The sequence below is a fragment of the Vibrio sp. 2096 genome, from assembly GCF_033339595.1.
GTDB classification, from domain to species: Bacteria; Pseudomonadota; Gammaproteobacteria; order Enterobacterales; family Vibrionaceae; genus Vibrio; species Vibrio alginolyticus.
Map to the genome: position 1 here is coordinate 360,844 of NZ_JAWOUX010000005.1, position 22,879 is coordinate 383,722.

The window sequence follows — 22,879 nt, forward strand, 5'->3', positions numbered from 1 at the left end:
ATAAGTTTTGTACGTCTGTATGTTAGGTAAGAGGTCTAACCAGTTGGTTTAAGTGTAATCAAAATATTAAGGAAATGTAAAACATAAGATTGGATAAAAAGTGATCTAAGTAGAGTTAAAATTCTAAAGTTGAGATTTGAGTGATGGTTTCATGAGCAAGTTGACAAGTTTATTACCATCACTAATCTAAATCTGTTGGTTCACTATCGACACTAATTCTCGTTTGTGGGTAAACTCAGAGTAATCAAACCCGAGTTCAGGTTTATGAAATGTCCGATACCAAATTGGTATCAGAACAATTTGCTCAGTGAGTCTAGAGCTGACTGAAGCCGAAATAATAAAGAGAACGTCTTATGTACCATGATCTGATTAGAAGTGAATTAAACGAAGCTGCTGAAGTGCTCAACAAATTTTTAAGCGATGACCATAACATTGCGCAAATCGAAGCAGCGGCGAAAATGATTGCTGACTCATTCAAGCAAGATGGTAAAGTATTGTCATGTGGTAACGGTGGTTCTCACTGTGATTCAATGCACTTTGCCGAAGAGCTAACAGGCCGTTACCGAGAAAATCGTCCTGGCTATGCTGGTATTGCTATTTCAGATCCAAGCCACCTTTCTTGTGTGAGTAATGACTTTGGTTATGACTTCGTGTTTTCACGTTATGTAGAAGCGGTTGGTCGAAAAGGTGACGTACTGTTTGGTCTGTCGACTTCAGGTAACTCAGGTAACATCCTGAAAGCGATTGAAGCAGCACAAGCGAAAGGCATGAAGACGATTGCGCTAACAGGTAAAGATGGCGGCAAAATGGCAGGCCTTGCAGATATTGAAATCCGCGTGCCACACTTTGGTTATGCAGACCGCATTCAGGAAATTCATATTAAGATTATTCATATCATCATTCAGTTGATCGAAAAAGAGATGGAATAATCGTTTACGGCCACCGTTTCGAGCTGTGTTGTTAGGGAGTTTTTTAAACCATGTGTGAATTGCTCGGTATGAGCGCTAATGTTCCAACGGATATTTGTTTCAGTTTTACTGGGCTCATGCAGCGTGGAGGTCGAACCGGCCCACACCGTGACGGATGGGGGATCACCTTCTACGAAGGGAAGGGCTTTCGAACCTTCAAAGATCCCAAGCCAAGTTGTGAGTCTAAAATAGCAGAGTTGGTACAAAATTATCCCATCAAAAGTCGTGCGGTCGTTAGTCATATCCGACAGGCGAATCGTGGTGGTGTTAATTTAGAAAATACTCATCCCTTTACACGTGAGCTGTGGGGTAGGTATTGGACGTTTGCGCATAACGGTCAGCTCTCTGGCTATCAAGACTTGCATACAGGTCGACATCGACCTGTCGGTGAAACAGATAGTGAACTGGCATTTTGCTGGTTATTGAAGCAAATGGAAGATCGATATCCTGAGCCACCAAAGGATATGGAGTCGGTATTCTTATATGTTGCTAAATGTTGTGATGAGCTAAGAGAGAAGGGTGTATTTAACATGCTTCTGAGTGATGGTGAGTATGTAATGACGTATTGCACCAATCATTTGTATTGGATCACAAGACGCGCACCGTTTGGAAAAGCTGCTTTGCTTGATGAAGATGTGGAAATTAACTTCCAAGAAGAAACCACGCCACATGACATCGTTTCTGTGATCGCAACTCAACCTTTGACGGGCAACGAAGCTTGGCAGCGTATGAAACCTGGCGAATACGGCTTGTTTCACCTAGGTGAACTAGTCAAAAATAATGCCTCTGAACTGGTAAATGTGCCGTTTGCGGCGGCTAAGCCGGGCAATCAAGCGCCAACCGAACCGTTAGAGTGATGGTCTCTTACTCTGAATATAAAGATAAAGCTCGCTTAATCGCGAGCTTTATTTTTATGCGTTTTAAACCGAGGGCGGATACGGATGAGCATTCTTACTTTCTAGAGTGCTGGTAGTAGAGTCCTAGTCTCGCTAAGGCTTGCTGTAAAGACGTAACTGATAGAAATTTCTCATAAAACACCTCGTCAGTCTGAACGGTGAAGAACGAACCAGATTCAGAATCTACTTTCCGAGTGTTATGTTACTCAAGTGGTTATGGGATTTTTTAGAATGTTGGGTTTTAGGTTTCTAGTCTCACCATGGTTTTCTTGAATCAAGTTTATAAGTATTAAAACAACCAACCAAGAGCAGCCCTCAGGCTGCTCTTTTGTGCCTGGAGTTTATTATTCAGGGCTACTCATCTGAGGCGTACCCATGTACGCCAAGCTCTGCGCCATCTAAATAGGCTTTACCATCCTTCATGATCAACCGCTCGTCTACCAGCCACTTAGCCACCATAGGGTAGATTCGGTGCTCCTGCGCCTGAACACGTGCCGCAAGTACACTAGCATCATCGTCTTCGAACACAGGAACTTTTGCTTGCAGTATGACAGGGCCACCATCAAGCTCTTCCGTTACAAAGTGCACACTCGTACCATGTTCTTTATCGCCAGCATCAATTGCTCTCTGGTGTGTGTGTAGCCCAGGATATTTTGGTAGAAGAGAAGGGTGGATATTGATCATCTTACCCATGTAATGAGAAACAAATGCGCTGCTCAGAATGCGCATGTAACCAGCAAGAATAATCACGTCTGGTTGGTATTCATCTATTTGACTCATTAGCTCTGCATCAAAGCTTTCACGCGAGCTGAATGCTTTAGGGTCGACAAAGTGACCGTCTACATCAAACTTTTTTGCACGTTCTAAACCAAAAGCATCTGCTTTGTTAGAGAACACGGCTGCCACTCGTGCGTTTGGCATGCTGTCTTCGCAAGCTTCCAAGATAGCTTGCAGGTTACTTCCGTTACCCGAGATGAGGACCACAAAGTTTTTTAGGGTATGGTTTTTCATGATGTCGAGAGCGCCTTGGTATTGTAGGTTGGAGTTATGTAGCTTCTAAACTACCTACTAATAGAATGGTTTTTAGTGTTCTAGATAGCAAAATGAGGACCTAGTCATCTAGTGTCCTCATTCTTCTTATCTTTTGAGCTCGATTTGCAAATTATTGGATTTCAACTTGCTCTTCGTTCGCGTCTGCTTGTGCGATTTGACCAATCACCCACGCGTTTTCGCCTTCTTCTTTAAGAAGAGCAACTGCTGCGTCTGCCTGGTCTTTCGGTAGTGCGACGATTAGACCTACACCACAGTTGAATGTGCGGTACATTTCGTGTGTGTCGACGTTGCCTTTCTCTTGTAGCCACTTGAAGATAACTGGCCATTCCCAACTGTTACCATCGATAACTGCTTTCGTGCCTTCAGGCAGTACGCGTGGGATGTTTTCCCAGAAACCACCACCAGTGATATGAGAAATCGCATGGATGTCGTGTTTCTCAATCATCTTAAGTGCTGACTTGATGTAAATTTTTGTTGGTTCTAGTAGGTGCTCACCAATAGTGCGGCCTGCTAGCTCTTCGCTCTTATCTGCACCAGATACTTCTAGGATCTTACGGATAAGGGAGTAACCGTTTGAGTGTGGGCCGCTTGAGCCAACAGCGATAAGTGCATCACTAGCAGCGACTTTCGTGCCGTCAATCACGTCTTCTTTTTCTACTACGCCAACACAGAAACCAGCTACGTCGTAGTCTTCGCCTTCATACATGCCAGGCATCTCCGCAGTTTCGCCACCAATTAGGGCACAACCTGCTTGAACACACCCTTCTGCGATACCTGAAACAACATCCGCTGCGGTATCAACGTCTAGTTTGCCTGTTGCGTAGTAATCTAGGAAAAACAGTGGCTCTGCGCCTTGCACGATAAGATCATTTACACACATTGCCACTAGGTCGATGCCAATCGTGTCGTGCTTGTTCATATCCAGTGCTAGGCGAAGTTTTGTGCCAACGCCATCAGTACCAGAAACCAGTACAGGTTGTTTGTATTTAGTTGGCAATTCGCATAGCGCGCCAAAACCACCGATACCACCCATAACTTCAGGGCGACGAGTACGTTTTACCGCACCCTTAATACGATCCACAAGCGCGTTGCCTGCATCAATATCTACACCAGCGTCTTTATAGCTAAGAGAAGAGTTGTTACCACTCACAGGGAAGTCCTCGGTATTAAGTTGGATATGAAAACGGCGCTATTCTAACAGTGCTTAAACATAGATAGCAAACGTTTGCGTCTGTTTTTTTCTTTAGTGATTTATCCTGATATCCCTGTGAAAATCATGTATAATCTGAAGGTTTGTTTAAATATTGCCAACTATAGCCGGAGATGGACATGAAAGTTGTTGAAGTAAAGCACCCTCTAGTAAAACATAAAATTGGTCTAATGAGAGAAGGTGACATCAGCACAAAACGTTTTCGTGAGTTAGCGACTGAGGTCGGTAGCCTACTTACTTACGAAGCAACGTCAGACTTTGAAACAGAAAAAGTGACCATTGATGGTTGGAACGGTCCGGTAGAAGTAGACCAGATTAAAGGTAAAAAAGTAACCGTAGTGCCAATCCTACGTGCAGGTCTAGGCATGATGGATGGAGTTCTTGAGCACATGCCAAGCGCACGTATCAGTGTTGTGGGTATTTACCGTGATGAAGAAACGCTTGAGCCAGTTCCTTACTTCAACAAGCTTGCTTCAAACATCGAGGAGCGTATTGCGCTTGTTGTTGACCCAATGCTTGCAACAGGTGGTTCTATGATTGCTACGATCGATCTCCTAAAAGAGAAAGGTTGTAACCAAATCAAAGTGCTGGTACTTGTTGCTGCACCAGAAGGTATTGAAGCGCTAGAAAAAGCACACCCAGATGTTGAGCTATACACTGCGGCAATCGATGAGAAGCTTAATGACAAAGGCTACATCGTTCCGGGTCTAGGCGATGCAGGTGATAAGATCTTCGGTACTAAGTAATTCTTTGATGTATTACTATGACTGAACAGAAAAAGGCTTGGTGAAAACCAAGCCTTTTTTGTATCTACAAGAGGAGAAGAGTAAGACACGCCAACTAATAAAGCGGCGCAAACGAACTATTTCGCGCTTTCTTCTTCCATTTGTGCGTTATCTACAACGTGGTTTTCACCTAAATCGTTTGGTAGCACAAGGTTAAGAATAATTGCCACGATACCGCATAGACTCACACCTTGTAGACTGAACTCACCAATACCGAAGGCCATACCACCAATGCCAAACACAAGGGTTACGGCAACAATCACTAGATTACGAGACTTATGTAAATCAACGTTATTCTTGATCAGTGTGTTGAGGCCTACCGTTGCGATAGAGCCGAACAGCAGAATCATGATACCGCCCATGACAGGTACTGGAATCGTTTGAAGAACCGCACCTAGCTTACCTACCAATGCAAGTACGATTGCGGTGATTGCTGCCCAAGTCATGATCACAGGGTTAAATGCTTTGGTTAGCATTACCGCTCCTGTTACTTCACTGTAAGTGGTGTTTGGTGGAGCACCCACCATCGAAGCTGCGATAGTTGCCACCCCGTCACCTGCGATTGTGCGATGAAGGCCTGGTTTTTTCAGGTAGTTTTTACCTGTAACGTTTGAGATGGCAAGCATGTCACCTACGTGCTCAACCGCAGGTGCGATAGCGACAGGAATCATGAACAAAATTGCGTTGATATTGAACTCTGGCGCGGTGAAGTTTGGCATGGCTAGCCAAGCCGCTTGTTCTACGGGAGTGAAATCAACCACCCCGTAGAATAGAGAAACAGAGTAACCAGCAAGAATACCACCAACAATAGGAACGAGCTTCAAAAAGCCTTTTGCAAAAACGCTGAGTACAATGGTTGTGAGCAGTGAGACCGCCGAGATAATGATCGCAGCATCACCATTAACTAGCTGTGCAGCTCCATCACCAGTTTTACCTACCGCCATGTTCACTGCTGTTGGGGCAAGGCCAAGGCCGATAACCATGATCACAGGGCCAACGACAACGGGCGGGAGAATTTTATGGATAAATCCAACACCACGCACTTTGATCATCGCCCCTAGAGCCACATAAACTAAGCCAGCTGCCATCAAGCCGCCCATCGTTGCACCGATACCCCAAGTTTGGATACCGAACATAATAGGAGCAATAAACGCAAAAGAAGAGGCAAGGAAGATGGGAACAGAACGTTTAGTCATTAATTGGAAGAGGAGGGTACCGACACCGGCACCAAAGAGGGCTACGTTTGGATCAAGGCCAGTTAGGAGCGGCACAAGCACCAAAGCACCAAAAGCGACAAAGAGCATTTGAGCGCCTTGTAACGCGTTTTTCATAATAATTCCCTATTTTCAAGATACGCAGACAAATCCGGCGAATACTATCATCCTGCAATCGTTTGCAATGTTGCATAGATCAAACTTTCGATTGAATTTTTCCCATAAATAGCACTTTTGAGAGTTGCTTGCTTGCAAATTGTCCTCTTTTACGTGTCTTGCGTGAAGATGAAAAATGGACAGCCTAACTTGTTGAGATAGCTTAATAAGCAATGAGTTTATTATAAAAAATAGCACTGAAGTGCTGGTTGAGGCCCGAGTTAACAAAGCTGGTCATAATACAGACAATTTACTCAGTACTTACCTTGCTCAAGATTTGATAGTTGCTTATTATTCGGGTTCTTGTTCAGAGGATTATAAAAACTATGCGCTATTTAGCTCTCTTACTGATAGGTTGGTTGTCCCTACCAGTATATGCATTAACTCAGGTGGATATCTATCGTGCCGAAGTGGTTATCGACAGTGAGCAGAACGACGGTGAGTCTTTGGCTCGTCAACAAGGTATGCAGGATGTGATTGTTCGAGCGACCGGTTCTCAATCCTCTTTAAGCAATCCAGTGATTAAAAAGGCACTTAGCTCAAGTGCGCGTTACATTTCTCAACTAAGCTATGGGCAGGTTGATGGAAAAGCGAGCTTAAAAATGTTGTTTAACAACGACCAAATCAGCTCTCTTTTAACACAAGCACAATTGCCATCTTGGTCGCCAAATCGTGCCAATATTTTAGTTTGGATGGTTGAAGAACAGGGTTACGATCGTAACATTGCGTGGGAACATTCTGAATCTTCAAATGTTGCAGCACTTCGTAGCGCAGCGAAATTAAGAGGCCTACCAATCACTATCCCGGTTGGGGATTTTGATGATGTAACCGGTGTTAATGTCTCTGATCTTTGGGGCGGCTTTATTGAGCCAATTGGTCAAGCCAGCCAGCGCTACCCAGCTGACGCCGTTTTGGTTGTACGGGCTCAAGGTGAACAAATTCGTTGGACACTCTACGACCAGTCGCCAACGAGAATTGTAGAAGCGCAACGTTCTCCGCGTAGCGAGTCTGCATCAGGTGCTAATGCTATTGCAGAAATGGTGGATGGCATCGCAGACTACTATGCAAGTAAGAGTGCAGTTGTGGTTTCAGGAAAGTCTTCAAAAGCGCTAGCAGTGAAAGTCCTTAATGTAACCTCTGCCACGGACTTCTTCCGTTTAGAGAATGCGCTAAAACAACTTAATTCGGTTGCGGGTACAGAGATTAAGCGTGTTCAAGGGGACGAGTTAACGCTCAACATCCACCTTTTGGCATCACAACAAGCTTTTGAGAAAGAAGCTTCTTCTATTTCTCAATTAATGGTTTTTGAAGATCCTTTAGGTGAAGTTGATGCCCCAGCTTCAACTCAAGAAGAAGAGCCATTGGTTCAGAGTAATGAAGCAAAAGACGCCGCGACGCCAAAAGAAGCGCAGCCTGAAGTACCAGTAAATGTTGTGGCAGAAGCAAGTGACGAAACACAACCAACTCAGCCGATGATTGTGGAGCCTGTCCGAGAACAGTATGACTTGATCTACGAGTGGCGCTCGGCATCGTAATCTCCTTGGTAGCGTTCCAGGCGTGAAACGCAAGGATCAAACACCAATGTGGTAAGCATAAAAAAGAGTCGCAATAGCGACTCTTTTTGTTTTCTAAATTCGTATTCGAACCAATGATCAGTGATTGACTGCGATTGGCGTTATTTATTGAATTTCGCTTTTTCTTCTTTTTCTACTTGAGAGAGGCGTTTCAACTTAAGGCCTAGCTCTTTGCCTCTCGCTCTAGCAAACAAAATATTGCCAGCGAAACCGAGTGAAGTCAGTATCAGTTCCACTGCCGCAAGCCAGCGTTCACCCCCATCCACATAGAGGATGGTCAGCGCATGCAAGAAATACAGCATAAGAACAAAGTTAGCCCAAGCATGAGTGTAAGGCTTACCAGCTAAAATACCAGGTAACGGAAGTAGTAGCGGAATACACCAAGCAATAGCAAGTGTTGTGCTGCTGAGGTGAGGGTGAGGGGATAACGCAAGCTGCCAAATAGCGACCCAGGCTAATAAGGCTAAGTTGCCAAATAAAGCCAGGTAACGATAGGTTTTAGCCTGTGTACCGAGTGGTGTTTGGTCTAAAGAGTCAGACATCGATTAACTATCCTTGATTTTACTAACAGACTTTTAGTTTTAACGCTGCAGTTGCCAGCCTTTTGCCTAATTGTTGTGCCAGGCGAATCTCTTCACTGCTTAGGGTTGCCTCATGGCCTACACTGCTGGCGCCATACGGAGTGCCTCCGGACTGCGTAGTGTGTAACTCTGGCTCGGAATAAGGAATGCCCAAAACCATCATCCCGTGATGCAATAAAGGGGTCATCATGCTTTGTAACGTTGTTTCTTGACCACCATGCATCGAGGACGAAGAGGTAAAGACACAAGCAGGCTTATCGATTAAGTCACCACTGACCCATAAAGATGTAGTCTGATCCCAGAAGTGCTTTAAAGGCGCAGCCATGTTGCCAAACCAGACGGGACTGCCAAACGCTAGACCGTCGCACGTTTTTAGTTCCTCTAGAGTAACAATTGGATCAGAAGGGGAGTGTGAGTGAGGTGACAGTTCTTCAACTGTACGCAAAATTGCTTGGCATTGAGGAGTCGATTCGACTCCTCTTGCTATTTGTCTTGCCAGTTGTTTTGTCGAGCCATGACGGCTGAAATACAAAATAAGGATCTGGCAATCCATTTATAAAATATCCAACACTTGCTCTGGTGGGCGACCAATTTTTGCTTTGCCGTTAGCAACGACAACCGGACGCTCAAACAACTTTGGATTTTTCGCCATTGCTTCGAATAATTGCTCATCGCTGACGGAGTCTTCGCCTAAGCCAAGCTCTTTATATTCACTTTCTTTAGTGCGCATCATTTCACGTACAGATGAAAAGCCAAGCTGGGCGTACAGCGCTTTTAGTTCATCCACGTTAAGTGGTGTGTCTAGGTATTTGACGACTTCCGGTGTAACACCATTTTGCTCAAGCAGTTCAAGTGTTTGACGGCTCTTTGAGCAACGAGGGTTGTGATAAATCACGACTGACATGGTTTTCTCCATTTCGTTATTGTAATGCCATGAATCGATCTCTTTGGATCATGAGTTGGTCGATACGGGCATCGTATCGCGCTTGCTCTAAGCTGCCCAACTTGGCCATTTTACTTGCTTCACTATAATATTGAATCGCTTTATTCCAATTTGCTCGCAATGCCAAAATTTCTGCTCGAGCAGCCAACTCTTCATCGCTACGCCCCAGCGCGTGGTAGCTCTTCGATATTAGGTGCCAGCCATTTGTATCTTCAGGATAGTCATGAGTGTATCTTTGAAGAACTCGCGTGGCTTGATCGTTTTTATTGTCCTCAAGTAGCGCATTGGCGTAGTTAATGGTCAATACTTTATTTTGAGGGTTACGAGATAACGCTTTGCGGAGCATCTCGGTTGCTTTTTCTGGCTGCTTCTTCTCGATGTATAAATCCGTCATAGCGTCCAAGTAAAACGGGTTACTTGGGTCTTGTTCCAGTAACTTTTTCAAAATTGGTTCCGCTTGAGATAAGCGTTTATTGTCTAAATGCACGAGTGCTCGACCATAATCAAAAGCAGGTGTAATGTCCGCAGAGGCTTTCTTTTGGGTTCTCTCAAACCAGCTCAGGGCGGCTTGTCCATCAATGCCAGCGTAACGAGCCACAATGCGCGCGCGAGCTAGATGATAGTCTATTGAAGGCACAACACGCATTGGAGGATAGGTTCTTGCTCGCGCACGGCTATCGGTAATTCGATCTTCAGGCAAAGGGTGAGTCAGGAGCATTGGTGGCGGTTTACTCGCATAACGATACTCATCAGCAAGACGGCCAAAAAACCTTGGCATTGCTTGAACATCAAAGCCGGCTTTTGCTAGTGTCGAAATACCAAAGCGATCCGCTTCTTTTTCGTTTGCACGAGTGTAGTTGATTTGACTTTGCATGTTGCCCGCGGTTGCTGCTGTAATTGCAGCCATCCCCGCTTCGGGTGAGGCAATTGAAAGTAGTAGTGCCCCCGCAAGTGCGGCTAATGTGGCCGGAGAGCGACGCGCTTGTTCTTCCATACTCCGAGCAAGGTGACGTTGTGTGACGTGCGCTATCTCGTGAGCGACAACAGAGGCCAGCTCACTTTCTGAACGAGCATGAAGAAACAACCCAGAATGCAGCGCTACATAGCCACCAAAAAACGCGAATGCGTTGATATTACGGTCGCGAATCATAAAGAAGTGGAACGGCGTTTTTACATCATTCGCATTGGCCACTAATTTGTGCCCAAGAGAGTCAATATATTCATTGATGACAGGGTCATTAACGATAGGTTTACTGGCTCTGAGCATACGCATATAGGCGTCGCCATAAATCAACTCTTGGTCTATTGAAAGCGTGCCACCAGCAGCTGTGCCAATGTCTGGCAAGTCAATGCTATTGGCATAAGTTGTCGGCGAACTGATGGCAGCAGCAAGACATAAGCAAACTAGCGAGCGAGTGCGTTTTAACATACGTTTACAAGGTTCTCCAAAATACATAAGCATGTGGTTACAGGTCGAGAGCCTATTAACAGCGCCACATACGTTTTGGTTATCCGTGAGGATATAAGCTAACAGTAAGACCGGAAATAAATGAATTGGTTTCGTAAATTATTTTATATCCGAGCTATTTCAGCATGTGGTTAAATCATGTCAGAAGTGCTAGCACCAGCTCAAAAAGCCGTTACAATACAACCCTATCATAAGTGCAGAGCAATACAATGGAATCCATGTTACTTGATTTGCGTGAGCAACGTTGTCCTATGGCACTGTTACTTGCAAAGCGTCATGCTGCTGAGGTCTTTCAAGGAGAAGCAAAGCAGTATCATCAACTTGTCATTCAAGTGGTGGACAACAGCTCTAAACGAGACATTGTGAACTATCTTAGTGCCCAAGGGTACTCGGTTGATTGCCAATCTACATCAGAGCACTACACATTGACTGTCTTCAATAAGGAATCCGCATAAGATGTTTGAAATGGTTAGTCGTTGGTATAAACGACGTTTCTCTGACCCTCACGCAGTAAGTCTCGTCGCGATCTTGCTGTTTGGCTTTATCACCATTTACTTCTTTGGACACTTGATTGCGCCATTACTTGTCGCGATCGTTTTGGCTTATCTACTTGAATGGCCAGTTGTCAAAATGTGTCGTATGGGCGTGCCGCGCACTTTGTCGGTTATTATCGTGATCTTGGTCTTTGTCGGGTTAATGTTAATTGCGTTGTTTGGCTTGGTTCCGACGATTTGGACTCAGGTCGGTAATCTAATTAACGATATTCCGAACATGTACAACGGGCTACAAAAGTTTATTGTCACATTGCCAGAGCGCCATCCTGAACTAGCCAATTTAGAAATAGTAGAAACCGTGGTGACGAACGCCAAAAACCAAGCACTGGGGCTGGGTGAAAGTGTCGTCAAAGGGTCGCTTGCTTCATTAGTTAGCATTGCAACGCTAGCGGTATATTTGATCTTAGTGCCACTTCTGATCTTCTTTTTGCTTAAAGACAAAGAAGAAATGCTGCGAATCGCAAGCGGTATTCTGCCGAAAAACCGTAAATTGGCGAATAAAGTTTGGCATGAGATGAACGAGCAGATATCAAATTACATTCGCGGTAAAGTGTTAGAGATTTTAATCGTGGGCGGTGTGAGCTACGTGACTTTTGCCCTTCTAGACCTTCGTTACTCGGCGTTGCTTGCCGTAGCCGTTGGTCTGTCGGTTTTGATTCCTTATATCGGTGCGGCGGCTGTTACTGTACCTGTTGCTATCGTTGGTTTGTTCCAATGGGGTTTAACGCCTCCGTTTTATTGGTTGTTGCTTGCTTACGGTATTATCCAGGCGCTTGATGGTAATGTCTTGGTTCCTGTTCTGTTTTCCGAGGCAGTAAACTTACACCCAGTTGCTATCATTGTGGCTGTATTAGTCTTTGGTGGGCTGTGGGGTTTTTGGGGGGTGTTCTTCGCCATTCCTTTAGCGACATTAGTCAAAGCCGTATGGCATGCATTACCAAGCACGGAAGAAAACGAACCTGTCGAACAAGAGTAGTTGTTACCAAAGGTACGATGGTTAAAAGAAAGCCCAGCAGTTTGCTGGGCTTTTTGTTTGTAGAAAAACAATAGCGTTTAAGCGTTTTCGTTTAAGTAGTTTAATACGACTTCGTGGTGATCTTTGGTTTTGAACTTGTTGAACACATGTTCGATCACGCCTTCTTCATTGATCAGAAAGCTAATGCGGTGAAGACCGTCGTATACTTTGCCCATGAATTTCTTTTCGCCCCAAACGCCGAACTGGTCAGCAACGGCATGGTCTTCATCAGAAAGCAGAGTGAAGTTTAAATCATCGCGCTCGATGAACTTGCCTAGACGCTTTACAGGGTCGATGCTTACGCCGAGTACCACCACGTTATGTGCATCGAGTTCGGCTTTGATGTCACGAAGGCCTTTTGCTTGTGTAGTACAACCCGGCGTCATCGCCTTAGGGTAAAAGTAGAAAAGTACTTTCTTGCCTTTAAAGTCTTCAAGAGAAACGGTATTTCCGTCTTGGTCGAGCAAAGAGAAGGCTGGCGCTGGCGAGCCTGCTGTCAGCGTATTCATTTTGATTTCCTTTACTTTATAGTGTGTTTTTAATGAAATTCAGAGAACCTTGTACGTTGAGCGACTTACAAAGTTCATCGAAGTCTTCTTGTAATTGCATCAAATTAAAATCCGCGCTTACAGATGCAGTAATCGCAATGTGAAACTGGTCAGAGTCGAGTTGAATTTTCGACTTGCTGATGGTTTGCGCGCTAAGAGAGTCTAAACCAATCTGCTGATCAGCGAAGAACTTAGTAAATTTTTCAGTTAACCCAGGGCGGTCTTCAGACTCAATAAACACTTCCATGGTGTAGCTGTTATCGAGCAGTTCGTGCGCCGCTGTGCGTTTCATGATCGTAATAAGGTCATGTTCTTGGCCAAGCAGGGGTAATTGTGTTTCAACTCGAGTCACGCTGCTGGCGTTCCCAGTCAGGAGCATGATCAGCGTAAATTCGCTGCCAAAGATAGCGATACGGCTATCGACTATGTTACAACCAGCTTGAGTAACGAGCTGTACGACTTGGTTACAAATGCCTGGACGGTCCGTTCCAACTGCTGTAAGTACCAGATGTTGCTTCATAAATGAGCTTCTTGTCCTTTCTTCAATAGAGAGATGTTAGCACAGATATTGCGAAGAAATATCGAGCCAGTTCTTTTTTAGTCCATAAAAAAGCAGTCGGAGCTTGAGGGGAGTGGTGGGAAATAAACAGTAAATGCAGGCTATAGGATAAACAAAACGTTTGCATGATGTGCTTGCCTATTGTCTGGCCGTTTTATTCACTTAGATCTGACTTGGCTAACAAGACCAAAGAGTATATTTTCCTTGCTTGTGCTCTTCAGTATTTTCCAAATCACTGATAGATTCTAAAGTCACTCGAAAGCCCAACACGATTATCAATATTGCCGTTAATCAAACCAAATAGAGCAATTAAGTTGCTAGACCTCTAACAACTGATAATTATTCATTCATTTGTACTTTGTAAGCGAGTTTACGCTCTTGTGTTTTTCAATCGCATTACAGTACCATGCAGAAAGAGTTAAATGAGGGAGATAAACATGTTTTCAGGAAGTATCGTAGCGCTGATTACGCCATTCAAAGCAGATGGCGAAGTAGACTTTGACGGTCTGCAAAAGCTAGTAGAGTACCACGTTGAAGCGGGTACAGACGGTATTGTGGCAGTAGGCACAACAGGTGAGTCAGCGACACTGACCATTGAAGAGCATGTGAAGGTCGTTAATAAAACTGTTGAGTTTGCCGACGGTCGCATCCCTGTGATTGCTGGCACGGGTGCAAATGCAACCCATGAGGCAGTAACATTTAGCAAATTACTGGCTGATTCTGGTATTGCTGGCTTCCTGAGTGTGACACCGTATTACAACAAACCAACTCAAGAGGGTTTGTTTTTACATTACAAGGCAATTGCCGAAGCGAGTGATGTGCCTCTAATTTTGTACAACGTACCAGGCCGTACTGCTGTTGATATGCAGCCAGAAACAGTGGCACGCTTGTCAAAGCTTGATAATATCGTGGCTCTAAAAGATGCAACGGGCGATTTGGAACGAATTGCAATTCATCGTGAACTTTGTGGCGAAGATTTTATCTTACTAAGTGGCGATGATGCGACAGGGCTGGATTTTGTGAAACTTGGCGGCAATGGTGTTATCTCGGTAACGAACAATATTGCAGCTAAAGACATGGCAGACATGTTCCATTTGGCAAGTGAAGGTAAGTACGAAGAAGCAGAAGCGATTAACCAACGCTTGATGACTCTACACAAAAACCTTTTCATCGAAGCAAGCCCTATCCCAGTAAAATGGGCAGCGCAAAAGCTTGGTTTGATTGAAGAAGGTGGTTTGCGTCTTCCTTTAACTACGCTTTCTGAAAAATCGCAGCCGATCGTCGAGCAGGCGCTAACAGACGCCCATATTTATTAAGATTGAGTTACTAGGATTGAAGTTCATACTGGGGGCCAAAGCGCCCTCGGTGTTTTAGGAGTATAGATGAAGCTTTCAAGCCAGTTAGTGTTAAGTTCATTAGCTGTATTCGTATTGACTGCCTGTTCAGGTGGTGCCAATCAACGTCGTCAAGCAAAAGATGACTTCGAGTATTTGAACTCCCCCAATTTGGGTGAGTGGAATGTCCCACAGGGTGCACAGCCTCAGTTTTACCCTAACTACGAGATCCCTCAGGGTAACTACGCTGGTGGTGTCGGTAAAGATGTCGACATTCGTCCACCTCAACAAGTCCTAGAGCTTATTCCCGGTGCACGTCTAGACCGCAGTAGTGATGGTGAAGTGACACTTTGGCTACTTCGTAAAGATGAACTAGATAAAGTTTGGCAAACGGTGCAAAACATGGTCGCGGCTAACGAGATTCCAGTTGAAAGCCAAACAGACTCTCGCATCGAGACAGGATGGGTGACTTGGGATTCGCCAGATGAAGAGCTAGAAATTGGCAGCCGATATGAAATCGTACGCGCTGAAGCAAATGGTCGACACGGCTTTAAGGTGAGCCTTATTGACTGGCGTGAAGGCAATCAAGTGAAAGAAGTAACGGCGACCAACCGTGAGCGCTACAATGTGTTCATGACGAACTTGGTCACCGCTCGCTACGATCAAGAAGTGCGTGAAGAAGCACAGCGTAAAGCGCAAGAGTTGGTTAAACAGATCCCAATCACAATGGGTAAAGACCGCAGCGGACTTCCTGTGATTATCGCGCGTGCGCAATACAACATGCTTTGGCAACGTCTGCCTAATATTCTACCTAAGATGGGCTTTAAGATTGAAGAGCGTAGCCAGTCTCAGGGCACAATCACTGCGAAATATGCATCTCCGGATGATGAATTCTGGAACGATATCGGCGTTAAACCAGTGGAGTTAGCCGCTGGTAAGTACACATTCTTACTTGGTGATTTAGGCAACCGTACGTCTATCAATATCACCGACTCCTCTGGCAAGCCAGTAGAAGAAGAGTTTTTGAAATCACTAGCGCCTGTATTGGCTGCAACAGTGAAGCAGTAAACAAAGCGAGCTTAACGCGGCGTGTTTACTTAATGATAGAAAAGGGACCTAGTGGTCCCTTTTTTGATGTTTAGATTAAATGTGTCGAGATGAAGCTGGTGAGTAACTAACGAGGCTCGTTTTTGTTTTTATCTTCTTCAGCGTAGCGCTGTTTATCCAATGTGTTCAGCTTATCTAAATCGTTCTTACGGCTTTTATCCATCTGACCAAACTTCATTTTTGCGGTATATTTGAGTGCGGCAATATTACCAATGACCACGCTCAACACTACAATAATAATGACCCAAGGATTGGTTAGTATTTCTATCATAGAGCCTCCGGCGGCGTGATATTGTGAATAAATTTGGCAACGACGTTATCCAAATTATTCAGTATGACGTCAATCCCTGCAATGTTGTCGGTCTGATTTTGTTTAATCAACTGGCTTCTGAGTACATCAAGCGTCAACTGCTCGAGGCATTGCTGCCCGACAGCGCGGTGACTAATGTGCCAAGGCTCAATCGAAACGCCACCTAAATCGTGCTGATAAGGAAAGAAGAAACCGAACCGACCAAGGTTGGCTTTTAACCATTGGTAGAACGCCTGCTGGTGGCCTTCGAGATACTCCCAAGGTTCCAACTTGAGTTTTGTGTCAGCAGGCAATAAATTGCGCGCATAGACATCAAAATCACAACCCCAATGATGACGACTTCCTCCGGGCAATGCCGACCAGCGCAAAATGGCCATCAATTTCTCTTCGTCATTTAACTCTGCTTTATTCAAAGGGCGGGAGTTGATGTCGAGAATTGGCAACTCACCAGAAAACTTCCCGTTCCAGATGGCTTTTTGGCGATTAAAGTCACGAAAACCACTGGCGATTTCCATTTTGAAACCTGCTTCTGTTGCCGCTTCAATCATCTTTAGCAGATCGTCAGCCACTTCAGGGTGGAGTAGAAACGCTTTTTGCCCCACTAGTGTGGATTGAAGATGAGAATCAGTGATTCCGGTGAGTTGCTCTGGTGTCATTGTGTTCTCGCTGATTACTTCGCCAATAGGTGTTTCAACGTGTTTTCGTACATGTCCGTCAACTTTTCAAGATCGTCGACTTTCACACACTCGTTCACTTTATGAATCGTAGCGTTAACAGGACCTAACTCTACGACTTGACCTCCCATTTGAGCAATAAAACGACCATCAGAAGTACCGCCAGTTGTAAGTAGCGCTGGCTTCGTATCATTGACTTCGGCCACAGCAGCTACAACCGCGTCTAGTAGTGCGCCCGTATCGGTCAGGAATGGGTCACCGTTGAATGTCCATTTTAGGTCGTAGTCCAGCTCATGCTTGTCCAATGTTTCGGTAACACGCTGAACAATTGCGTCATTGTTAAGCTCAGTACTAAAACGTAGGTTGAACTGAACATGGAACTCGCCAGGAATAACGTTAGACGCACCAGTGCCAGCCGATACATTCGGGATCTGGAAACTGGTCGGTGGGAAGTAATCATTCCCTTTGTCCCATTCCGTCGTCGCGAGTTCATGAATCGCGAGTAGAGACTCGTGCACTGGATTGCTGGCTAGGTGAGGGTAGGCCACGTGGCCTTGTGTTCCTTTTACCGTTAAATCACCAGTGATGGATCCACGGCGTCCATTTTTCACTACATCGCCAACCACGTCGGTGCTGGATGGTTCACCAACAATACACATATCGATGTTCTCACCACGTTCCATCAACGTTTCTACAACGCGAACGGTACCATTGATAAATGGCCCTTCTTCATCTGACGTAATCAAAAAGCCAATTGAGCCTTTGTGGTCTGGGTTTTCTTCAATGAAGCGTTCGACAGCAACGACCATAGCAGCTAGCGACCCTTTCATGTCAGCTGCGCCGCGGCCATGCAAGTAACCATCAATAATGGTCGGTTCAAACGGATGTGTATTCCAGTGTTCCAATTTGCCAGCTGGTACCACATCGGTGTGGCCAGCAAACGCAAATAGCGGCGCTTCTGAACCACGTCGAGCCCAGAAGTTCGTGGTGTCTTCAAATACCATCACTTCAATTTCAAACCCGAGTGCTTTTAAGCGCTCGATCATCAAATCCTGACAACCTGCGTCTTCCGGCGTTACGGACTGTCTACTGATCAGATCTTTAGCAAGTGCCAATACTGGACTGTCTGTCATCCTTGAGTATTCCTTTATTTAAGAGTTGAAAATGCTAGCGTATTGATCAGCTTTAAAACCGATATGAAGTTGATCATTCACTTTTAAAATTGGGCGTTTAATCATCGCAGGGTTTTCTACCAAAAGAGCGATGGCGTTTTCCTCGTTAAGTGTGTCTTTCTGCTCTTGCGCTAATTGGCGGTAGGTTGTGCCACGTTTATTGAGCACCTGTTCCCAACCTAAAGCGCGACAAAATTCACTTACCATTTCTGCATCAATGCCTTGCTTACGGTAGTCATGGAAGTCGTAAGCAATATCCTCGGCTTCTAACCATTTCTTGGCTTTTTTGATCGTATCGCAGTTGGGAATACCAAACATGGTAATCGACATAGTCTTTCCTTTTTCTTTGTTCTATTTTTCACTGGCGCGGTTAAGACGCACTTAAGTGATTTGGGCTGTTAAAGCATCCTATCAAGAAGCAATCAAACTGACAAAATGCGGTGGAAAATATTTTCAGATAGATTGAGATAACTAATGTCACATAACTTATTTACGATGAATGCGCTATAAATCGAATAAAAATTCGTCTAAATCAAATGGAAAAGTCGAGTTATTGATCAAACGCAACACCTCGCTGAGCAAAAACGAAATAATGAATCAGCACAATTTTAGGAGGTGTCAATGGAATTGAGTCCTGTTTTTGCAAGGCGGCTATATTTGGCCTTGTTGGTGGAAAACCTAGAAAGGCCGAATGTGCCAAAGTTGATCGAAAAAACGGGGTGGCCTCGTCGTACTATTCAAGATGTACTCAAGGCGTTACCTGGGATCGGCATTGAACTCATATTCGTTCAAGATGGCCGACGTCATAATGACGGCTATTATCAACTTTCAGATTGGGGGCCTTTTGATAGCCAATGGGTTCTAGAGCGGGAGAGAGATATCGCTAGCAGTCTTGGATTTCGTGCATAAGCCAGCAATTGCTGGCTTTTTTCATATTCAGGCCTCATCCATTGCAGCGGTAGGCGGAACCCAGTACGCTAAATGAAGTGATAAAATCTTGTGGGGAAACCATAAAAACGGTGTCCGCATCGATAGCCGCTGCATTGTTTTTTAAATCGTTCATCGCGCCTTGCATCATCGCGTCATTAGTCATGAAAATGTAGTTATACCAATGGCCTTCACTTCCGGTGACTTCGCCTTTGTATTCGCATCGCTCAGGGTCGAATTGCGCGTCAATGCGAATATGAACATCTTGACTTTGAGCATGAGTAAGGTGAGAAGGCATCGTGCAACCCGTTAGAAGCACGACAAAAAGTCCAAGTAACAGGCGTTTCATTAGCTATTTCCCCAATACTATGTAAGCAGCAAAGCCAATCCAGCTCAGAACAAGTAGTGTCCAAGGCAGTTTGCTTGATGAATGGTTTGGCGCATCGTCGGTGATATTGTCTTGTTCGATAATCTCTTCATGCTGACGTTGTTTTTCACGTTGCTGTTTTTTCTTCGCTTTATCGGCTTGGCGGTTGCGCTCTTTTTGTTGTTTCTTATATTGCGCGATGCCTTTTTCGATACCTTGAGCGATGAGCTTGGTTTGCTCTTTGGTTTGGCCGGGCTTTTGCGTGGATTTAGCAATTCTCATCGCTTCGGCTTGTGTTTCTTGAGAAGGCACAGGGGTGGCAGGAGTTCTTTTTTTCATGTTTCTCATCAACGTCGCTGTAAATCTTTGTTTAGTTTACCTGTGTAAGGTGCTGAAATGAACTTCAGTTCTCATCTTTGTTGGCTTGCAACTCTGAAACGATAGGTTAAAGTGACGTTTTTATCACATAAAGAAGAAGATGTTGTGCGCTATTCGTTTGACCAATATGACGCTCATGGATTTTTAAAGGCGCCGATCATTTTATGGGTGGGATGGATGTTTCTTGTGCGTTCATGGGTGGTGTTTGCCATGGCTGGTGTAAGTCGTGATAGTGGCAGTAAGCTACTCGCTATTGTTTACCCAGATTCAAGTACGTTGTATTTAGGTTTGGCGATGGGCATTCCAAGTTTGCTTCTTATGTGGTTAATGGGGCTTCGTCATCCCGACAGAGGATGGGTAAACAGAATTACTCGCTATGGTCGAGAGATCACTTTGATCTTGTGCGGTATTCAACTTGCTCAGACCATGTATCATGTGTACCTAGAACATGGAGTGTTTAATTGGGCAAACGCCCTTACCATTACCTTATTAGCTTGGTTTATGATCTATCTTCTAAATGGAAGATGGGTAAAAGACTGTTTTCATGTGCCACAATTGGCGCACGATGAACAGCAGCATTCAAAGAATTAAAAACAATAACTTCCCACTCTGGGGCAAAGTAATAGAGGAAACCTCAATGTCACAAGCTCAAACGGCGATCGTGCCAGAAGCCGGGCCATTTGCACTGTACACTCAACTCAAAGTGAACCAAAACCGTGAAAACGTATTAGAAAAACTGAAAGCACTGCCAAAGTTGGTGGAAGAGTTAAACATTACCCAGCCGGGTGCAGCGCTGACGCTTTCTATCGCATTCACAAAATCGTTTTGGGAACACCTTAATGTAGACGCGCCAGAAGAGCTTATTGATTTTACTCAACTTGGCGAAGGTGACATCGTTGCTCCAGCAACAGACGTAGATGTACTGATTCACTGTCACTCGACTCGTCACGACTTGCATTTTTACGTGTTGCGTAAGTTCCTAGAAGAGACGGCACAAGATGTCACCATTGTGGACGAAACATATGGGTACCGTTACCTTGATGCTCGTGATATGACAGACTTCATTGATGGCACAGAAAACCCAAAAGGGGAGGCTCGCGCTGATGTGGCTCTAGTAAAAGAGGGCCCATTTGCTGGAGGCAGTTATGTTATGGCTCAGCGCTTTGAACATAACCTTGCCGCTTGGAATCGATTGAATGTCAAAGCGCAAGAAAAAGTGATTGGTCGTACCAAGCCAGACTCTATCGAGCTAGAAGACGTTCCTGCTGCATCACACGTTGGTCGCGTTGATATCAAAGAAGAAGGTAAAGGTTTGAAGATTGTTCGCCACAGCTTACCATACGGGATGGTGACCGGTGCTCACGGTCTGTTGTTCATTTCTTACTGCAATACACTTCATAACATTAAAGTGATGCTAGAAAGTATGTACGGCGTAACAGATGGTAAAACAGACCAAATGCTTCGTTTCACAAAAGCGGTAACAGGTGCTTACTTTTTCGCGCCTTCGCAAGAAATGCTCGCGGAGCTAGCCATCAAGTAAGTTCTCAGACTTCATTTCTTAAGCCCTCCAATGGAGGGCTTTTGTTTTCTATTTCTATTCCAATCTCTTTTCAAAAAACACTAAACTTTTCTGTTACTTGGTCGATAAGTACTCAAAGCCTTAATTTTAGGACTCTTTATTCGTGGCGATCACCGTTAATACCAATGTTGCAGCACTTGTCGCACAGCGTCATTTGACCAGTGCAACTGACATGCTGAACCAATCCATGGAGCGTTTGTCTTCAGGGAAACGTATTAACAGCGCAAAAGATGACGCGGCGGGTCTGCAAATCTCCAACCGTCTACAATCGCAAATGCGTGGTTTGGATGTCGCGGTACGTAACGCGAATGACGGCATTTCTATAATGCAAACCGCCGAAGGGGCGATGAATGAAGTGACTAACATTATGCAACGTATGCGTGATTTGTCGCTTCAATCAGCTAACGGTTCAAACAGCAAAGCGGAGCGCACTGCAATGCAAGAAGAAGTCTCTGCTTTAAATGATGAGTTAAGTCGTATTGCAGAAACGACCTCCTTTGGCGGACGTAAATTGCTGAATGGCACATTCGGTACATCGTCTTTTCAAATCGGTGCAACGGCTGGTGAAGCGGTACAAATTGGCCTGCGGACCATGCAGCCGGAATCTTTAGGTAGCTTTTCAATGAGCTCATATCAAAGAGTCAGTTCAGATTGGACGGTTCAAAACGGAAATAATGAAATTGTTATCAGCTACCGTGATAACAATTTTGAAGAGCAGGAGATCCGTATTGAAGCTAAAGCTGGCGACGATATAGAAGAACTCGCGACTTACATTAATGGGCAAACCGATAAAGTGAAAGCGTCTGTTAATGAAGAGGGGCAACTGCAGTTACTCATGTCCCACAAGGACGCCATAAAATACCCTGGACCAACCTTCAGTGGTGGCCTGGCTGATGAGTTAGAACTTGGCAAGTATGTCACCGTAAATAGAACGGTAGATAGTATTGATATTAGCACGGTCGGTGGCGCTCAGATGGCGGTCGGCATTTTAGATGATGCTTTGAAAACGGTAGATGGCAGTCGTGCGGAGTTAGGCGCGTATCAAAACCGCTTTAATCATGCGATCAATAATCTCGATAATATCCACGAAAACTTAGCCGCTTCCAACAGTCGTATCCAAGACACTGACTATGCCAAAGAAACTACGCAAATGGTGAAGCAACAGATTTTACAACAGGTCAGTACCTCTATTCTGGCGCAAGCAAAACAAGCGCCAAACCTAGCATTGACCTTGCTTGGCTGATGAACGGCCTTGCCCGAATTTAACGTAAAACCTGCCTGTATCGACAATTCGAAAAGAAGCTTTAGCGAAAAATGAAAGTTTTTTTGCTTTTTTATCCGCTTTGTCACGATTACCCCTCCAAACGAATTATTTTCAAAAAAATCCAAAATTTTCTCTAAAGAAAACAGGGCATGCGCCGTTAATAAAAGTAACTTTGAGAGAACTACTTGGTTTTCCGAGACGTCGGAAACCGCTACACCGGAAAATCAATTGGAGAAATCACCA

Annotated in this window: 27 protein-coding genes; 12 read left to right on the top strand and 15 right to left on the bottom strand. The window is 44.7% G+C overall.

The features are described 5' to 3' along the window. Positions 1 to 353 precede the first annotated feature (353 nt). Together lpcA and R7Q41_RS12820 are read left to right on the top strand one after the other, a co-directional pair. Positions 354 to 929: a D-sedoheptulose 7-phosphate isomerase gene (lpcA, locus tag R7Q41_RS12815; protein ID WP_005380392.1), complete on the top strand. Its 576-nt coding sequence runs from the start codon at positions 354 to 356 to the stop codon at positions 927 to 929. A gap of 50 nt (positions 930 to 979) precedes the next feature. Further along, positions 980 to 1,825 carry a class II glutamine amidotransferase gene (locus R7Q41_RS12820; RefSeq protein ID WP_005380394.1) on the top strand — a complete coding sequence of 282 codons (846 nt, stop codon included), beginning with the start codon at positions 980 to 982 and terminating at the stop codon, positions 1,823 to 1,825. A 393-nt stretch (positions 1,826 to 2,218) separates the two neighbouring features. Here R7Q41_RS12820 and purN read toward each other — a convergent pair whose 3' ends face one another. Further along, entirely contained in the window at positions 2,219 to 2,875 is a 657-nt protein-coding gene (gene purN, locus R7Q41_RS12825) for a phosphoribosylglycinamide formyltransferase (protein WP_025768256.1), read from the bottom strand. Between the two features lie 151 nt (positions 2,876 to 3,026). Beyond that, positions 3,027 to 4,067 (bottom strand): phosphoribosylformylglycinamidine cyclo-ligase, encoded by a 1,041-nt coding sequence (purM, locus tag R7Q41_RS12830; protein ID WP_308386827.1) that lies wholly within the window; start codon positions 4,065 to 4,067, stop codon positions 3,027 to 3,029. 179 nt (positions 4,068 to 4,246) lie between these two features. Here purM and upp point away from each other — a divergent pair, with 179 nt between their 5' ends. Beyond that, positions 4,247 to 4,873 carry a uracil phosphoribosyltransferase gene (gene upp, locus R7Q41_RS12835; RefSeq protein WP_005380401.1) on the top strand — a complete coding sequence of 209 codons (627 nt, stop codon included), beginning with the start codon at positions 4,247 to 4,249 and terminating at the stop codon, positions 4,871 to 4,873. A 116-nt stretch (positions 4,874 to 4,989) separates the two neighbouring features. Here upp and R7Q41_RS12840 read toward each other — a convergent pair whose 3' ends face one another. Next, positions 4,990 to 6,243 (bottom strand): uracil-xanthine permease family protein, encoded by a 1,254-nt coding sequence (locus R7Q41_RS12840; protein WP_005389855.1) that lies wholly within the window; start codon positions 6,241 to 6,243, stop codon positions 4,990 to 4,992. Positions 6,244 to 6,608: 365 nt separating this feature from the next. Here R7Q41_RS12840 and R7Q41_RS12845 point away from each other — a divergent pair, with 365 nt between their 5' ends. Further along, complete coding sequence (locus tag R7Q41_RS12845) at positions 6,609 to 7,817, top strand: DUF2066 domain-containing protein (RefSeq protein ID WP_054577598.1); 1,209 nt, start codon at positions 6,609 to 6,611, stop codon at positions 7,815 to 7,817. Between the two features lie 140 nt (positions 7,818 to 7,957). On the opposite strand, the gene R7Q41_RS12850 is transcribed toward R7Q41_RS12845, so the two are convergent. Genes R7Q41_RS12850 through R7Q41_RS12865 form a run of 4 tightly spaced genes read right to left on the bottom strand, consistent with a single transcriptional unit; the run spans position 7,958 to position 10,809 of the window. Further along, positions 7,958 to 8,398 (bottom strand): DUF2069 domain-containing protein, encoded by a 441-nt coding sequence (locus R7Q41_RS12850; protein ID WP_005380407.1) that lies wholly within the window; start codon positions 8,396 to 8,398, stop codon positions 7,958 to 7,960. A gap of 22 nt (positions 8,399 to 8,420) precedes the next feature. Further along, on the bottom strand, positions 8,421 to 8,990 hold the full coding sequence (wrbA, locus tag R7Q41_RS12855) for an NAD(P)H:quinone oxidoreductase (RefSeq protein ID WP_005380409.1): 570 nt from the start codon (positions 8,988 to 8,990) through the stop codon (positions 8,421 to 8,423). After that, positions 8,991 to 9,341, bottom strand: coding sequence for an arsenate reductase (glutaredoxin) (gene arsC / locus R7Q41_RS12860; protein WP_005380410.1), 351 nt, complete (start codon positions 9,339 to 9,341; stop codon positions 8,991 to 8,993). A gap of 16 nt (positions 9,342 to 9,357) precedes the next feature. Then, on the bottom strand, positions 9,358 to 10,809 hold the full coding sequence (locus R7Q41_RS12865) for a tetratricopeptide repeat protein (RefSeq protein ID WP_005394337.1): 1,452 nt from the start codon (positions 10,807 to 10,809) through the stop codon (positions 9,358 to 9,360). A 257-nt stretch (positions 10,810 to 11,066) separates the two neighbouring features. Here R7Q41_RS12865 and R7Q41_RS12870 point away from each other — a divergent pair, with 257 nt between their 5' ends. Together R7Q41_RS12870 and R7Q41_RS12875 are read left to right on the top strand one after the other, a co-directional pair. Continuing rightward, a complete protein-coding gene (locus R7Q41_RS12870) occupies positions 11,067 to 11,303 on the top strand; it encodes a sulfurtransferase TusA family protein (protein ID WP_005380414.1) in 237 nt (78 codons plus the stop codon). A gap of 1 nt (position 11,304) precedes the next feature. Beyond that, positions 11,305 to 12,378, top strand: a complete 1,074-nt coding sequence (locus R7Q41_RS12875; RefSeq protein ID WP_005389843.1) for an AI-2E family transporter — start codon at positions 11,305 to 11,307, stop codon at positions 12,376 to 12,378. A 77-nt stretch (positions 12,379 to 12,455) separates the two neighbouring features. Here the strand turns inward: R7Q41_RS12875 and bcp are convergent, their stop codons facing one another. Both bcp and R7Q41_RS12885 read right to left on the bottom strand, forming a co-directional pair. Further along, the gene (gene bcp / locus R7Q41_RS12880) at positions 12,456 to 12,926 is read right to left on the bottom strand and encodes a thioredoxin-dependent thiol peroxidase (protein ID WP_005380418.1); all 471 of its coding nucleotides are present in this window, start codon (positions 12,924 to 12,926) and stop codon (positions 12,456 to 12,458) included. 16 nt (positions 12,927 to 12,942) lie between these two features. After that, positions 12,943 to 13,485, bottom strand: coding sequence for a glycine cleavage system protein R (locus R7Q41_RS12885; RefSeq protein ID WP_005380420.1), 543 nt, complete (start codon positions 13,483 to 13,485; stop codon positions 12,943 to 12,945). Positions 13,486 to 13,961: 476 nt separating this feature from the next. On the opposite strand from R7Q41_RS12885, the gene dapA reads away from it, so the two are divergent. Then, on the top strand, positions 13,962 to 14,840 hold the full coding sequence (gene dapA / locus R7Q41_RS12890) for a 4-hydroxy-tetrahydrodipicolinate synthase (protein ID WP_005380422.1): 879 nt from the start codon (positions 13,962 to 13,964) through the stop codon (positions 14,838 to 14,840). A 66-nt stretch (positions 14,841 to 14,906) separates the two neighbouring features. Then, the gene (gene bamC, locus R7Q41_RS12895) at positions 14,907 to 15,926 is read left to right on the top strand and encodes an outer membrane protein assembly factor BamC (protein ID WP_005380424.1); all 1,020 of its coding nucleotides are present in this window, start codon (positions 14,907 to 14,909) and stop codon (positions 15,924 to 15,926) included. A 106-nt stretch (positions 15,927 to 16,032) separates the two neighbouring features. Here the strand turns inward: bamC and R7Q41_RS12900 are convergent, their stop codons facing one another. Genes R7Q41_RS12900 through R7Q41_RS12915 form a run of 4 tightly spaced genes read right to left on the bottom strand, consistent with a single transcriptional unit; the run spans position 16,033 to position 18,451 of the window. Further along, complete coding sequence (locus R7Q41_RS12900) at positions 16,033 to 16,236, bottom strand: DUF2897 family protein (protein ID WP_005380425.1); 204 nt, start codon at positions 16,234 to 16,236, stop codon at positions 16,033 to 16,035. Further along, positions 16,233 to 16,931, bottom strand: coding sequence for a M15 family metallopeptidase (locus tag R7Q41_RS12905; RefSeq protein ID WP_053306708.1), 699 nt, complete (start codon positions 16,929 to 16,931; stop codon positions 16,233 to 16,235). The genes R7Q41_RS12900 and R7Q41_RS12905 overlap by 4 nt, the downstream gene beginning before the upstream one ends. 14 nt (positions 16,932 to 16,945) lie before the next feature. Further along, complete coding sequence (gene dapE, locus R7Q41_RS12910) at positions 16,946 to 18,082, bottom strand: succinyl-diaminopimelate desuccinylase (protein WP_064354232.1); 1,137 nt, start codon at positions 18,080 to 18,082, stop codon at positions 16,946 to 16,948. 18 nt (positions 18,083 to 18,100) lie between these two features. After that, positions 18,101 to 18,451 carry an ArsC family reductase gene (locus tag R7Q41_RS12915; RefSeq protein WP_005380431.1) on the bottom strand — a complete coding sequence of 117 codons (351 nt, stop codon included), beginning with the start codon at positions 18,449 to 18,451 and terminating at the stop codon, positions 18,101 to 18,103. Between the two features lie 291 nt (positions 18,452 to 18,742). On the opposite strand from R7Q41_RS12915, the gene R7Q41_RS12920 reads away from it, so the two are divergent. Next, positions 18,743 to 19,030, top strand: coding sequence for a winged helix-turn-helix domain-containing protein (locus R7Q41_RS12920; protein WP_005380433.1), 288 nt, complete (start codon positions 18,743 to 18,745; stop codon positions 19,028 to 19,030). Positions 19,031 to 19,064: 34 nt separating this feature from the next. Here the strand turns inward: R7Q41_RS12920 and R7Q41_RS12925 are convergent, their stop codons facing one another. Together R7Q41_RS12925 and R7Q41_RS12930 are read right to left on the bottom strand one after the other, a co-directional pair. Continuing rightward, positions 19,065 to 19,397 carry a DUF4156 domain-containing protein gene (locus R7Q41_RS12925; protein ID WP_005380435.1) on the bottom strand — a complete coding sequence of 111 codons (333 nt, stop codon included), beginning with the start codon at positions 19,395 to 19,397 and terminating at the stop codon, positions 19,065 to 19,067. A gap of 3 nt (positions 19,398 to 19,400) precedes the next feature. Continuing rightward, positions 19,401 to 19,754 (bottom strand): DUF2956 domain-containing protein, encoded by a 354-nt coding sequence (locus tag R7Q41_RS12930; protein ID WP_005380437.1) that lies wholly within the window; start codon positions 19,752 to 19,754, stop codon positions 19,401 to 19,403. Between the two features lie 144 nt (positions 19,755 to 19,898). Here R7Q41_RS12930 and R7Q41_RS12935 point away from each other — a divergent pair, with 144 nt between their 5' ends. From R7Q41_RS12935 to R7Q41_RS12945, 3 genes are all read left to right on the top strand, one after another. Beyond that, positions 19,899 to 20,384, top strand: coding sequence for a DUF2919 domain-containing protein (locus R7Q41_RS12935; protein WP_025768263.1), 486 nt, complete (start codon positions 19,899 to 19,901; stop codon positions 20,382 to 20,384). Between the two features lie 46 nt (positions 20,385 to 20,430). After that, positions 20,431 to 21,333 (top strand): Dyp-type peroxidase, encoded by a 903-nt coding sequence (locus tag R7Q41_RS12940; protein WP_054575544.1) that lies wholly within the window; start codon positions 20,431 to 20,433, stop codon positions 21,331 to 21,333. 142 nt (positions 21,334 to 21,475) lie between these two features. Further along, positions 21,476 to 22,615, top strand: a complete 1,140-nt coding sequence (locus R7Q41_RS12945) for a flagellin (RefSeq protein ID WP_213886663.1) — start codon at positions 21,476 to 21,478, stop codon at positions 22,613 to 22,615. Positions 22,616 to 22,879 lie beyond the last annotated feature (264 nt).